Source organism: Nonomuraea rubra, from assembly GCF_014207985.1.
GTDB lineage: Bacteria > Actinomycetota > Actinomycetes > Streptosporangiales > Streptosporangiaceae > Nonomuraea > Nonomuraea rubra.
Map to the genome: position 1 here is coordinate 5,692,677 of NZ_JACHMI010000001.1, position 13,226 is coordinate 5,705,902.

Here is a 13,226-nt window from a genome sequence, read left to right on the forward strand (position 1 = left end):
CCGGGACGAGCGGTGCCGGGGGGCGGGTGGGTCCGCCATGGCGGGCACGGACGTCAGGCCGGGGTCCATTTCTGATTGGTGCCGCCGTGGCACGTCCAGATGTGTACCCGGGTGCCGTTGGCGGTGCCGTAGCCGCTGACGTCCAGGCACTTGTTCGCGCCGACGGCGGTGATGGTGCCGTCGGCGTTGAGGCGCCACTTCTGGTTGTTCTGGCCGTTGCAGTCCCAGATGATGACCGCGGTGCCGTCGGCCGTGCCGGCGCCGTTCACGTCCAGGCACTTGCCGCCGTAGACCCGCAGTTCACCGGCGCTGGTGGCGGTCCACTGCTGGTTGGGCTGGCCGTTGCAGTCCCAGATCTGCGCCTGCGCGCCGTTGGCCTGCGAGGCGCCGCTGACGTCCAGGCACCGGCCCGATCCCGTGCCACGCAGCGCGCCCGTGTCCGGCGGGTCCGGGTCGCCGCCGCCCAGCTGGGTGAAGAAGTTCCAGACCACGGACCTGGTCCAGGAGTTCTCGCCGGGCTCGAAGTCGCCGGGCCGCCCGTCCACGGGGCCGGGGGTGTGGCCCGCGTCGAACGCCGCCCACGCGACCGGATACCCGGTCCGGCATCCCGAGTAGGAGGTGACGATGTGCGTCAGGCTGCCCTGCGCGGGCTCCGGCGGGTTCTGGGGCGTGCAGCCGTTGTTCCTGACGAACCGGTCACGGAGCGAGCGGCCCGCCGAGATGTTGAGCACCGGATCCCTGAGGCCGTGCAGGCCGATGTAGGCGATGGGCTCCGTGCCGCCGCTGCATCCGCTGAGCTGCGCGCCGGCGTAGACGGCCACCGCGCGGAAGACCGACGCCCGGGCGCAGGCGAGCGCGTAGCTCATGCCGCCGCCGTAGCTGAAGCCCAGGGCGAAGCGCTGTGCGGTGTCCACACAGAGGTCCGCCTCGATCCTGCGGATCACGTCGTCCACGAAGGTGACGTCCTCACCGCCCGAATTGGCCCAGCCGTTGTTGAGGCCCTGAGGCGCGACGAAGATGGCGGTGTTGTTCGACAATGCCCGGAGCCCGTAATAGGACCACGGATAGCCGCTGGTCCCGCCCGAATCGACATCGCCTGCGGTGCCGCCGTTCCAGTGGAAGCCGAAAATCAACCGGTAGCGGGTCGTGTTGGAGTAGTTGTCGGGAATTCGCAGGATGAACGTGCGGTTCCTGCCACTCGTCGTGATTGATTGAGAGCCGCTTCTCAGGGTCGGGGTGTTGCCGCATCCCGCGGTGGGCTCGAGCGCGCTCAGCCTGGTAGGTGGCGCGGGCGCACTGTCGGCCCGCGCCGTCTGACCTGCGGCTGGAGCGATGAGCAGGGCTGCCGAAGCGACAGCGGTGAAAAGCCATCTGAGCCGTGACATCACGCACATTCCTTTGCCGTCGTCGTGGTGACACACGTGAATGGGAAGTCGTTTCCATCGCCTTGAGGGCGTCCTGGCCCGGCTCTGAAGCAGGGATGTCGAGAGGGCGCGGCGCGCGGCGTTCTTCCGATCGAATCGCCACATTCGGCGGCGCATTTACCGGGCCGCTGTGTTAACGCTCACTCAAGGCCGCCTCCGTCGGTTCTCCCTTCTTTCCGGCGGCTGATGGCGATGGTGCAGCGGAGCAAATCCGATCGTGACAAGAGCTGTCAAGGCCCGGCCCGCCCGGCGTCCGGGGCCCCCGCCCGGGCGGACGTGGCCGCCCCTCCGCCTGACCAGGACAAGCCACCGGGGCCGCCGCGGACCGGTGACGATGAAACTTTCATGCCGGAGCGGCGGCCGGCCTCGGACGGGGAGCGATCGGGCTAACGCTGCAGGCGTACGGGATCGGCCGTTCCGCTGCGGCGCACGATCCAGGCCTCGGTGATGTGCTGGAACATCGCCTCGGCGGCACCCTCGGGGTCGTGGGCGGCGATGCGCTCGTAGATGCGGCGATGGCCCAGGTTCGACGCCACGCACAGGGCCCGCTCGGTCCGGCCCAGGTACCGGGCGGTGTTGACGACCTGGCCTTCCAGCGACCGCACGACGCCACGCGCGATGCGGTTGTCCGATGCCCGCATGATCGTGTCGTGGAAGGCGCGGTCGCTCTCGGCGTACGTGACCGGGTCGTCCACGAGGCCGTCCATCTGGTCCACCAGGGCACGCAGCCGTTCGATGGTGTCGGGCCCGGCCAGGCGGGCGGCGACGTTGGCCATGTCGGACTCCAGCACGCGCCGCGTGACGACGAGGTCGTCCAGGATCGCCAGGCTCTCGTCCTCGGCGATGGTCGCGGTGAGGACGAGCTCGTCGAGCATGTCCCACGTCGCCGGCGGGGTCACCATGGTGCCTGAGCCCTGGCGGACCTGCACCAGCCCCTTCTCCTGAAGGATCTTGACGGCCTCCCGCACGACGGTGCGGCTCACGGAGAACGCCTCGCACAGGGCGGGCTCGGGAGGCAACGCGGTCCCCGGCGGGTGCACCCCGCGCACGATGCGCTCCACCAGCTCGGCCGTCACCGCTCGGGCGAGACTCGCCGGGCGGCGTACCCAGGCCGGTTGCGCCGGGACACTGCCGGCTGATTCCTGCGATGCCGTCATTTCGCCTCCGGTGACCTGGCGAGCAGTATACGCGACCCCCTCTTGCCGTCAGACGTCATACGAATTACGTTTGCGGGCAGTCGGCCGGATCCGGCGGCCACTCCCGGGAAGCGGGCAACGATGAAGCAGCGAGCGTTATGGTCGGCTCTGATGATCGCGGCACTGGCCCTGGCCGGCTGCGGGAGCGCCACCCGGACGGAGTCCCCGTCCGGGGAAGCGCAGCAGAAGCAGCAGAAGCTGGTGGTGTGGGACTGGAAGTCCGGTGAACCGGTCGCCGCGGCCTACATCGAGCAGGCCAAGGCGGACTTCGCCAGGCGGCACCCGGGGGTCACCGTCGAGTTCGTCGCCCAGCCGTTCGACCAGTACTACACCCTGCTCGGCACGGCGATCCAGGCCGGCAAGGGGCCCGACGTCATGCTCTTCAACGGAGGGGGCCAGATCCGCGACCGGGCCGGCGCGCTCCTCCCGCTGGACCGGTACGTGGCCGAGGACAGGAGCCGGCTGGCGGGCTGGGACGCGTTCAGCAAGGACGGCAAGGTCTACGCCGCCCCGGTGACGCTGCAGGGGCACCCGATCTACTACAACAAGGCGCTCTACGAGCAGGCCGGCCTCGACCCGGCCACCCCGCCCAGGACCTGGAGCGAGTTCCTCAGCGGCTGCGCCGCCATCAAGAAGGCGACCGGGGCCGCCTGCTTCGCGCTCGGCAACAAGGAGGGCTTCGGCATCCAGTTCTTCCTGTCGGGCCTCGGGTCCGGCGTCCTCACACCCCAGGAGTACGACGACTGGATCGCCGGCAAGCGCGACTGGGCCTCCCCCGGCGTGAAGCGGATCTTCGAGCTGTGGAAGGACGCCGGCGACAAGGGGCTGAACAACGACGGCGCCAACTCCACCGCGATGTTCACCGACGTGTTCCGGGTCTTCGAGACCGGCAAGGCCGCTCACATCATCGGCCTGATGTCGGACATCGGGCACTGGAACGACTTCAAGGAGTTCCTGCCGCCCGACAAGATCGGCGTCATGCAGGCTCCGGTCGTCACCGACGGGGCCACCCCCGGCCTCCCGTACGACGGCGGCATCGGCTACGCGGTCGCGAAGTGGACGAAGGCCCCCGACCTGGCCGCCGACCTGGTGCGGTCCCTGACCTCGACCGGCGCCCTGACGGCGTTCTACGCCAAGGCCGGCGCGATCGCGTCCGACACGACGATCGACGTCTCGCAGGCCGGCCCGGCCGTCGCCACGATCGCCTCCGCGATCAAGACCGGCAAGCCCGCCCTGCACGTGGCACTGTCCTCCAAGACCCTCGACGTGATGGGCAGGCTGTCCCAGCAGCTCCTCAGCGGGTCGACCACCGTGGACAAGGCGCTGGAGCAGCTGGCCGCCTCCGACCGGAAGGGCTGACCGCGTGCGGATCGCGGGGCCGTCGATCCGCCAGGCGCGCGCCGAGCGCCTGGCGCCCTATGTCCTGGTCGCCCCTGCCGTACTGATCATCGTGGCGCTGCGGCTGTGGCCGTTGGCCCTGGGCGTCAACTTCTCCTTCACCGGCGACGGCGAGCTCAACGGCACCCCCGTCGGGCCGGCCAACTACCTGGAGCTGACCGGCGACCCGCTGTTCCGCATCGCGCTGCGCAACGTCGGGCTGCTGGTGCTGCTCCTGCCCCTGGCGGTGGCGATCCCGGGCCTGCTCGCGACCTTCATCTACCTGCGCGTGCCCGGCCACCGGGTCTACCGCAGTGTCTACTTCTTCCCGGCGGTGCTCTCACCGGTGATCGTCGGCGCGATCTTCAACCTCATGCTCGGGTACGACGGCCCGCTGAACTCCCTCCTGGGGGCGATGGGCGCCGGCCCCGTCGACTGGCTCGGCGATCCGGGCATCGCCATGTTCACGGTCGTCGGCGTGCACGTCTGGGCGACGTTCGGGATGGCCCTGGTGGTGTTCCTCGCGGGATTCAGCACCCTGGACGCCTCGCTGCTGGACGCCGCCCGCGTGGACGGCGCGTCGCTCGGCCGGACCATCTGGCACGTGATCATCCCGAGCCTGACCCGTACCATCCAGTTCGTCTTCGTGACGACGATGATCGGAATGCTGACGTCCATGTTCGGCCTGCTCTTCGTCATGACCAGCGGAGGCCCGGAGGGGTCCACCTACCTGCCGGAGTACTACATCTGGCACCAGCAGGGACAGATGAACCGGCCGGCGCTCGCCTCGGCCGCCTCGACGGTGCTCTTCGTCGTGATGCTCGTGGTGGGGCTCCTGCAGATCACGCTGCTCCGCCGCGCGGGGAGGCAGGACTGATGCCCGGGGCGCGCCTGGCCAGGTGGGCGGCCGCCGTTCCGATGGCCGGTCTCGCGCTGGCGACGATCTATCCCCTCGTGTTCACCGCCAACGTCGCGATGAAGACCCGTCGCGACTACATCCTCGACCGGTTCTCCCCGGCGGGCTCCCTGCGCTGGGACAACCTCGCCGAGGCGTGGACCGGTGCCGGGATGGCGCGGTACTTCGTCAACTCGTTCGTCGTCGTCGCCTGCGCCGTGGCGCTGCTGCTCCTGCTGGGGTCGATGGCGGGCTTCGCGCTGGCCCGGCTGCGCTTCCGCGGGTCCTCGGTGATCTTCCTGGGCTGTCTCGCGGGGCTGTTCATCCCGTTCCAGGTCATCATGGTCCCGCTCACCCGGGTCATGGCCGACAGCGGGCTCATCGACACCTATCCGGGGCTGATCCTGGCCTACGTCGCCCAGTACCTCCCGTTCACCGTCTTCCTGATGACCAGCCACTACCGGACCATCCCGGCGGAGATCGTCGACGCGGCCAGGATCGACGGCAACACGGTGTACGGCGTCTACCGGCGGATCATGCTCCCGCTGGGCGTGCCGGCACTGCTGTCGGTCGGCATCCTCGACGCTCTGTTCTGCTGGAACGACGTGCTCATCGCCCTGCTCATGATGCCGTCGCCGGAGCACCGCACCCTCATGATCGGGGTCAACGCCCTGCGCGGGCAGTACTCCGACGACATCCCCACCTTCGCCTCGGGTGTCCTGATCGCCGCGGTGCCCGTGCTGATGATCTATCTGTTCCTCCAGCGCCAGATCACCGACGGCGTCACCGCCGGTTCCACGAAAGGCTGACATGCGGATCACGGGGTATCGCACCATGACGACGGTCCAGGAATGGGGCCGTCCCGTCGGGGACGTCAACGGCGTCTTCGCCGACGGAGCCGTCCCGGTGCCGCTCGTCCTGGTGGACACCGACGAGGGGATCACCGGCGTCGGCCTCGGGCCGCACGTGGAGATCGAGAGCGTCTTCGCCGCGATCGAGGGTGAGGACCCGCGCGGCGTGACGGCGCTCTACGACCGCATGCTGCGGCGGACCTTCAAGGCGGGCCACGCCGGTGCCGTCTTCGGCACGATCGGCGCGCTCGACACCGCCCTGTGGGACATCAAGGCCCGGGCGGCCGATGAGCCGCTCTGGCGCCTGCTCGGCGGGCGCGATCGGGGGGTGCCCGCCTACGCCTCCGGCCTCGACATCGGCCTGACCGACGACGAACTCGCCGCGGTCTACCAGGTCTACGCCCAGTACGGGCTCCGCGCGGCCAAGATCAAGGGCGGCCTCGACATCGAGAGCGACCGGCGCCGCCTGACGCTGGTCCGGGACGTACTGACCGCGGCCGGGCACGGCGCGCGGCCGGGCCTGATGCTCGACGTGAACGAGGCCTGGACCCGCAAGCAGGCCGTCCGGCACGTCGGCGAACTCGAACGCACGCTGGATCTCACGTGGATCGAGGAGCCGGTGCGGCGTTGGGACGCCGAGGGCCTGGCCACCGTCGGCCGCGGGATCCGCGCGTCCGTCGCCACGGGAGAGAACCTCACCGGGCTGGAGCAGTTCCGCCCGCTGCTGGCCGCGGGGGCCGTGGACATCGTCCAGACGGCCGTCGTCTGGGGAGTGACCCACTTCCTGCGGGTGTCCGCGCTGGCGCACGCCCACGACCTGCCGGTCAGCCCGATCGGCGCCACGCCCGTCGCGTTGCTGCACGCAGCCACGTCGGTGCCGAACCACCTGGCCAGCGAGTTGCAGGATCTGCAGCCGCCGCTCGGGCTGTCGCTCGACCTGCACGTCGAGGACGGCACGTTCGTCCTCGGCGACTCGCCGGGTCTCGGCATCACGATCGACGAGCAGGCGATCAACGCGTTCCGCCGGCCGGCCTACAGAGCAGCCGAGGGCCCCCACATCCGGCCGGAGCACGCCGGACGGCGGCTTCTGCCGGTCGCCAATCGCTCCTCCCCGACGCGGTCACCGCGATGAGCCGAAGCCTGCCCCGCGCCCGCTCGCCCGGCCGCGTTCCGCCGGTCGCGCGCGACCCGGGCCGGTCCGGGACGGCCGCCTCAGTGGGACGAGAAGAAGAGCCGCTGCTGGATCTCCCTGCGGTAGTCGTCAAGGGTGTTGTCGATGTGCGTGGCCGCGGCCTGCGCGGCCGCTTCGGGATCGCCGGCGCGAATGGCCTGGTAGATGGCGTCGTGCTCCTCGACCGCCTTGGCGGCGTGCCCGCCCACCGAGCCGCGCAGGCCGATGAGGCTCGACTGCGCCTGCAGCCGGCGGGCCTCCCGCACGGCGACCTGGAGGAACATGTTGTGCGAGGCCGTGGCGATGGCGGTGTGGAAGGCGTCGTCGCCCTCGTTGAACAGGTCCTCGCGTCCGGTCTCGAAGCCCTGGCGGCACAGGCCGGCGGCTTCGTCGATGGCCCTCAGCTCCGCCGGGGTGGCGCGGCGCGCGGCCAGCCGGCTGGTCTCCATCTCCTGCGCCCGGCGGAACTCGAACAGCATGTAGACGTGGTCGAGGTCGGTCGGGAGGAAGAAGGGCCCCCAGCGCCCGGAGCCGAACATGCCCTCGTCGTCGGCCACGTACAGTCCGCGGCCCTTCTGGGCGCGTACCCGGCCCAGAGCGGAGAGGATCTTCACCGCCTCGCGCACCACGGTGCGGCTGGTGCCGAGCTGCTGGGCCAGCTCGTTCTCGGTCGGCATGCGATCGCCCGGACGCAGGCCGAGCTTGACGATCAATTCCAGCACCTGCTCGGCTGCCACCTCGTAGCCCGGCCGGTATCCGCTCTCGCGCGGGGTGTCGGTCACCGTTCTCCCTCCTCGCCGTTCCCTGCATGAGTATGACTGATGGGCCGGGCCACCCCGCGGCACGCGTCCGACGATAAGTACGACTTATATGAACGGTTCATCCGTGACTGATCGATGCCAGGATGCGCATGTTCTGATATTCCCGCTGGTAAATGCGGAAGTTCATGTGCTTTGATCACACTCTTGGTACACGGATCGTGAAATAGGCCCGCTTAATGTCTTGACGGCTCCCCATGATCCGAAGGTAATGAGTAGGCAGGCCGGCGCCCCTACCCCCCCAAAGGAACGACTGTGCCCTTACCTTCGCCCGTCACGATGCCGAGACCCACCTTGATCGGGCTCGTGGCCGCCGTGCTGGCCGCGGCGTTCGCCCTCATCGCCCCCGCCCCGCCGGCCCTCGCGGCCACCACGACCCTCTACGCCGCACCCGCCGGCACCGGCACCGCCTGCACCTCCACCCAGCCGTGCTCACTGGCCGCGGCGCAGACGGCGGTCCGCTCGCTGAACGCGGGGATGTCCGGTGACATCGTCGTGGAGCTGGCCGGCGGGGTGTACCGGCTCTCCGCGCCGCTCCGGCTGACCGCCGCCGACTCCGGCAGCAACGGCTACTCCGTCAAGTGGCAGGCCGCCGCGGGAGCCGTCCCCGTCATCAGCGGAGCCAGGGCGGTCACCGGCTGGTCGCTGGCCGACTCCGGCAGGAACATCTGGCGCGCCGGCGTCGGCGCCGGGATCGACACCCGGCACCTGTACGTCGACGGCGCTCTCGCCACCCGGGCGCGCACCGCCGTCAACCGGTCCGACTTCACCGCGAGCGGCACCGGGATGCGGTTCACCAGCAGCGCGCTCGGCTACCTGAACAACCTCGCCAACCAGGGCCGGGTCGAGATGGAGAGCATCGGCTCGTTCACCGACCGGTACGCGCCGGTGCAGAGCATCAGCGGAAACCTCATCACGATGCGGCAGCCCGCCTGGAACAACAACAACTTCGGCTACGACACCTTCACCAGCCCGCACCGGGCGGGCCCGCTCTACCTCGTCAACGCCTACGAGTTCCTCGACACGCCGGGGGAGTGGTACCTCGACCCCGCGACCGGCACCCTGTCCTACATCCCGCTCGCCGGGCAGAACATGGGCGACGTCAGCGTGGAGCTGCCGGTGCAGCAGTCGCTGGTGCAGGTCGGGGGCACCTATGACGCGCCCGCGCACCACATCGTGTTCAGCGGGATCACCTTCACCGGCACGAGCTGGCTCGGCCCCGGCGGCGGCCAGGGCTACGTGGACCAGCAGACCGGCGCCTACATCGCCGGCAACTGGAGCTGGCCCGCCTTCACCTCCTGCCACCAGGGCTGCCGCCAGTTCGAGGCGACCCGGCCGAACTGGTACCAGATGCCCGCCGCCGTCCAGGTCTCCGCGGCGAACACCATCACCTTCACCGACTCGCGCTTCCTCAACCTGGGACAGACGGCCATCGGCATCGGCAACGACGCCAACGCGCACGCCAGCGGGGTGGGCCTGGGCGCGGCCGACATCACGGTCACCCGGTCGGAGATCGCCCGCAGCTCGGCCGGCGGCGTCGTGGTCGGCGGCGTGCGCGCCGACGCGCACCACCCGGGCGACCAGCGGATGGTCAACCGGAACATCACCGTCAGCCACAACCGCATCCACGACCTCGGCCTGGACCACCGGGGCATCGTCTCGGTCCTGACCACCTACGTCACCGGCACCGACGTGTCCCACAACGAGGTCTACAACCTGCCCTACACCGGCATGTCGATCGGGTACGGCTGGGGCGCCAACGAGCCGGGCGGCAGCACCCACTACGCCGACCGCGGCCTGTACGACTTCCAGCCGCGTTACACCACTCCCACCACCGCCTCCGGCAACCGGCTCGTCGGCAACTACGTGCACGACGTCATGCAGCAGATGACCGACGGCGGCTGCATCTACACGCTGTCGTGGAACCCGGGCGCGGTGATCAGCGACAACCACTGCCTGCGCACGAACGGCTGGTTCGGCATCTACTTCGACGAGGGCTCCAGGTACTACACCGTCAGGAACAACGTGCTGTCGAACACCGGCACCTGGGCCACCGCCAACTACTGGTACGGCGAGAACATGGGCAACTTCACCGTCACCGGCAACTGGTCGACCAACGGCAGCACCAACGTGACCAACGGCGACCGCGGCAACGTGGTGAACAACAACGTCACCGTCGCCAACGGCGCCTGGCCGGCCGCGGCCCAGGCCGTGATCGCCGCCGCCGGACCCCAAGGTCAGCCTTCCGGCAGTACGAGCGCGTTGAGGGGCGTGGCCTCGAACCGCTGCCTGGACGTGAACGGCGCCTCGCAGGCCAACGGCGCGGCGGCGCTGCTGTGGGACTGCCATGGCCAGGCCAACCAGCAGTGGACCTCGACCGGCGCCCAGGAGCTGCGCGTTTACGGCGGCAAGTGCCTGGACGTGAACGGCGCCGGCACGGCCGACGGCACCGCGTTGATCATCTGGGACTGCAACGGCCAGAACAACCAGAAGTGGCGCCTGAACACCGACGGCACGATCACCGCCGTCGGCGCGAACAAGTGCCTGGACGTCGGCGGCACCGCCAACGGCACCAGGGCGCGCATCTGGACCTGCAACGGCGGAGCCGGCCAGAAGTGGACCCGCGCCTGACACCGTCCGTCCCGTCTGGTCTTCCTGTCGCTGGAGGGAACCCTCATGCCCCGACGTCCGTGGCTCACCGTGCTGACCACCATGGCGCTGCTCATCCCCGGAACACTCGCGCTCGGCACCTCCCCGGCCGGCGCCCTCGACATCCCGCCGTCCGACTACCAGCAGGTGTCCCTCGCGTCGGGCGGCACGGAGCTGGGCGAGGCGATGTCGCTGGCCGTGCTGCCGAACCGGTCGGTGGTGCACACGGCACGCGACGGCACGTTACGCGTCACCGACGCCGCCGGCAACACGAAGGTGGCCGGCCGGCTCAACGTCTACACCCACGACGAGGAGGGCCTGCAGGGCGTGGCGGCCGACCCCGGTTTCGCCTCCAACCGGCACCTCTGGGTCTACTACTCCCCGCGGCTGAGCACGCCGACCGGCGACGCGCCGAGCACCGGTACGCAGGCCCAGTTCGACCAGTGGAAGGGCGAGCTGTACCTGTCCCGCTTCACCCTCAAGACGGACGACACTCTCGACCTGACCAGCGAGAAGGTGGTCCTGCGGGTGCAGAACGACCGCGGCCAGTGCTGTCACGTGGGCGGGGACATCGACTTCGACGCCGCCGGCAACCTCTATCTCACCACCGGCGACGACACCAACCCGTTCGAGTCCAGCGGCTACTCACCGCTGGACGAGCGGACCAACCGCAACCCGCAGTACGACGCCCAGCGCTCGTCCGCCAACACCAACGACCTGCGTGGCAAGCTCCTGCGCATCAAACCGCAGCCCGACGGCACCTACACGATCCCCAGCGGCAACCTGTTCCCGCCGGGTGCGGCGGGCACCCGGCCGGAGATCTACGCGATGGGCTTCCGCAACCCGTTCCGGATGAGCGTGGACAAGGCGACCGGCGTCGTCTACCTCGGCGACTACGGGCCGGACGCGGGCGTGACGAACTCCAGCCGCGGGCCCAGCGGGCAGGTGGAGTTCAACCGCATCACCGGCCCCGGCAACTACGGATGGCCGTACTGCACGGGCACGAACACCACCGCCGAGACGTACAACGAGTGGAACTTCGCCACCAACTCCACCGGCGCGAAGTACAACTGCGCGGGCGGCCCGGTCAACAACTCCTTCCGCAACACCGGGCTGGGCACGCTGCCGGCGGCGAAGCCGGCGTGGATCCGGTACGCGGGGGACGCGGGAAGCCCGCCAGAGTTCGGCTCCGGGTCGGAGTCGCCGATGGGCGGGCCGGTCTACCGCTACGACCCCGGGCTGAACTCGGCCGTCAAGTTCCCCCAGTCGCTCGACGGGCGCTACTTCGCCGGTGAGTACGGCCGGCGCTGGATCAAGGCGATCGAGGTCAGGCAGGACGGCGGGTACGGGGAGATCGCGGCGTTCCCCTGGTCGGGCACGCAGGTGATGGACATGGCCTTCGGCCCCGACGGCGCCCTGTACGTCCTCGACTACGGCACCGGGAGCAACAACCAGGCGCTCTACCGCATCGAGTACATCGGCAGCGCCAACCGCAACCCGATCGCCAAGGCGTCCGCCGACAGGACGTCCGGACCGGCTCCGCTCACGGTGGCCTTCTCCTCGGCGGGCAGCTCGGATCCGGAGGGCGGCGCGCTCACGTACGCGTGGAACTTCGGCGACGGCACCACCTCCACGGCGGCGAACCCGAGCAAGACCTACTCCGCGAACGGCGCCTACACGGCGACGCTCACGGTCCGGGATCCGCAGGGTCTCACCGGCACGGCGAGCGTGATCGTGACCGTCGGCAACACCGCGCCCGCGGTCACCCTCACCACCCCGGCGGACGGGCAGCCCTTCTCCTTCGGCGACACCGTGCCCTTCCAGGTCACCGTCAGCGACCCGGAGGACGGCACGATCGACTGCGCCGGGGTCACCGTCGCCTACTTCCTCGGCCACGACAGCCACCGCCACCAGATCACCTCCAAGACCGGCTGCTCGGGCTCCATCGCGGTGCCCGTGGACGGCGAGCACGACGCCGCGGCCAACATCTACGGCGTCTTCGAGGCGTCGTACACCGACAGGGGCGGCCTGACCTCCACCAGCGCCCGCACGCTCCAGCCGCGGCACCGGCAGGCGGAGCACTACGGCGCCCAGCAGGGCGTGCAGCCGGCCGACCACGCCACCGCGGAGGGCGGCAGAACGGTCGGCTTCACCGACGACGGCGACTGGATCTCCTTCCAGCCCTACCACCTGGCGAACGCGACGAGGATCACCGCCCGGGTGTCCTCGGCCGGCGCGGGCGGCAGGATCGAGGTGCGGGCGGGCGCGGCGACAGGCACGCTGCTGGGCACCGTGAACGTGGCGAGCACCGGCGGCTGGGACACCTTCACCGACGTCTCGGCCACTCTCAGCGGCGCGCCGGCCGGCACCACGACGCTGTACCTGGTCTTCCGCGGCCCGGCCGGGCAGGGCTACCTGTTCGACGTGGACGCCTTCACCCTCGACACCGGCACCCCGACCGCGGGCGCCCTGAAAGGCGCGGCCTCGGGCCGGTGCCTGGACGTGAACGGCGCCTCGCAGGCCAACGGCGCGGCGGCCCAACTGTGGGACTGCAACGGCCAGGCGAACCAGCAGTGGACCTCGACCGGCGCCCAGGAGCTGCGGGTCTACGGCGGCAAGTGCCTGGACGTGAACGGCGCCGGCACGGCCGACGGCACCGCGGTGATCATCTGGGACTGCAACGGCCAGAACAACCAGAAGTGGCGGCTCAACGCCGACGGCACGATCACCGCCGTCGGTGCGAACAAGTGCCTGGACGTCGGCGGCACCGCCAACGGCACCAAGGCGCGCATCTGGACCTGCACCGCAGGATCCAGCCAGCGCTGGACCCGCGTCTGAAAGGACC

9 protein-coding genes are annotated in these 13,226 nt (G+C 70.2%); 6 read left to right on the top strand and 3 right to left on the bottom strand.

The annotated features are described in order from the left end of the window. Positions 1–53: 53 nt before the first annotated feature. Entirely contained in the window at positions 54–1,037 is a 984-nt protein-coding gene (locus tag HD593_RS25795; protein WP_221524956.1) for a lectin, read from the bottom strand. A gap of 773 nt (positions 1,038–1,810) precedes the next feature. Next, positions 1,811–2,581: a FadR/GntR family transcriptional regulator gene (locus tag HD593_RS25800; protein WP_185104671.1), complete on the bottom strand. Its 771-nt coding sequence runs from the start codon at positions 2,579–2,581 to the stop codon at positions 1,811–1,813. A gap of 150 nt (positions 2,582–2,731) precedes the next feature. Here HD593_RS25800 and HD593_RS25805 point away from each other — a divergent pair, with 150 nt between their 5' ends. The 4 genes from HD593_RS25805 to HD593_RS25820 are packed head-to-tail and all read left to right on the top strand — an operon-like array spanning position 2,732 to position 6,875. Then, complete coding sequence (locus tag HD593_RS25805; protein ID WP_221524957.1) at positions 2,732–3,979, top strand: ABC transporter substrate-binding protein; 1,248 nt, start codon at positions 2,732–2,734, stop codon at positions 3,977–3,979. A gap of 4 nt (positions 3,980–3,983) precedes the next feature. Beyond that, on the top strand, positions 3,984–4,874 hold the full coding sequence (locus HD593_RS25810; protein ID WP_185104673.1) for a carbohydrate ABC transporter permease: 891 nt from the start codon (positions 3,984–3,986) through the stop codon (positions 4,872–4,874). Further along, positions 4,874–5,701, top strand: coding sequence for a carbohydrate ABC transporter permease (locus HD593_RS25815; RefSeq protein ID WP_185104674.1), 828 nt, complete (start codon positions 4,874–4,876; stop codon positions 5,699–5,701). Before HD593_RS25810 ends, HD593_RS25815 begins: the two co-directional genes overlap by 1 nt. A gap of 25 nt (positions 5,702–5,726) precedes the next feature. Continuing rightward, positions 5,727–6,875 (top strand): mandelate racemase/muconate lactonizing enzyme family protein, encoded by a 1,149-nt coding sequence (locus HD593_RS25820; protein ID WP_221524958.1) that lies wholly within the window; start codon positions 5,727–5,729, stop codon positions 6,873–6,875. Between the two features lie 80 nt (positions 6,876–6,955). Here HD593_RS25820 and HD593_RS64510 read toward each other — a convergent pair whose 3' ends face one another. Beyond that, positions 6,956–7,696: a FadR/GntR family transcriptional regulator gene (locus tag HD593_RS64510; protein WP_185104676.1), complete on the bottom strand. Its 741-nt coding sequence runs from the start codon at positions 7,694–7,696 to the stop codon at positions 6,956–6,958. A 315-nt stretch (positions 7,697–8,011) separates the two neighbouring features. Between HD593_RS64510 and HD593_RS61780 the strand changes: the two genes are divergently transcribed. Beyond that, the gene (locus HD593_RS61780) at positions 8,012–10,363 is read left to right on the top strand and encodes an RICIN domain-containing protein (RefSeq protein ID WP_185104677.1); all 2,352 of its coding nucleotides are present in this window, start codon (positions 8,012–8,014) and stop codon (positions 10,361–10,363) included. A gap of 45 nt (positions 10,364–10,408) precedes the next feature. Beyond that, a complete protein-coding gene (locus tag HD593_RS25835) occupies positions 10,409–13,219 on the top strand; it encodes a PQQ-dependent sugar dehydrogenase (protein ID WP_246546719.1) in 2,811 nt (936 codons plus the stop codon). Positions 13,220–13,226 lie beyond the last annotated feature (7 nt).

Coding starts and splice junctions, on each gene's coding strand:
- HD593_RS25800 (WP_185104671.1), bottom strand. CDS start 2,581: ATGACGGCATCGCAGGAATCAGCCGGCAGTGTCCCGGCGCAACCGGCC.
- HD593_RS25805 (WP_221524957.1), top strand. CDS start 2,732: ATGATCGCGGCACTGGCCCTGGCCGGCTGCGGGAGCGCCACCCGGACG.
- HD593_RS25815 (WP_185104674.1), top strand. CDS start 4,874: ATGCCCGGGGCGCGCCTGGCCAGGTGGGCGGCCGCCGTTCCGATGGCC.
- HD593_RS25820 (WP_221524958.1), top strand. CDS start 5,727: ATGACGACGGTCCAGGAATGGGGCCGTCCCGTCGGGGACGTCAACGGC.
- HD593_RS61780 (WP_185104677.1), top strand. CDS start 8,012: ATGCCGAGACCCACCTTGATCGGGCTCGTGGCCGCCGTGCTGGCCGCG.
- HD593_RS25835 (WP_246546719.1), top strand. CDS start 10,409: ATGCCCCGACGTCCGTGGCTCACCGTGCTGACCACCATGGCGCTGCTC.